General features: G+C 42.6%; 1 protein-coding gene. It reads right to left on the bottom strand.

Annotation, left to right across the window (positions count from 1 at the left end):
* On the bottom strand, positions 1-338 hold a 338-nt coding region (locus tag EI161_RS14730; RefSeq protein WP_192530061.1), incomplete at both ends, for an IS1 family transposase.

Below are 338 nucleotides of genomic sequence, written 5' to 3' on the forward strand. Positions count from 1 at the left end.
AAACACTTTGAAGTGATTATCGAGCTTCTTAGAGAAACAACAGGTTTTTCTAACCGCCCGACGCAGTCGGTGTCTAAGACGACAGTTATTACCTTCAATGCCTACCGTATGAGATTTACCAACTCGTTTGTGGTCAAATTTAAAGGCGGTTATAAAACTGTCCCAGTTATCCATGCTAATCGAGTCATAGCTGACTTTAAGCTGCTTGAGACGAGCTCTTAACTTCTTAGCCGTTTTTAGGTCACGTTTGCCCCAGACATAAGCGACAATCTCATTGGTAGCGCGGTCATAAGCATAAATAAGCCAAACTTTACGCTTCTTGCGATACACGTAAGTCC

Source organism: Psychrobacter sp. FME5, assembly GCF_014861375.1.
Lineage (GTDB): Bacteria > Pseudomonadota > Gammaproteobacteria > Pseudomonadales > Moraxellaceae > Psychrobacter.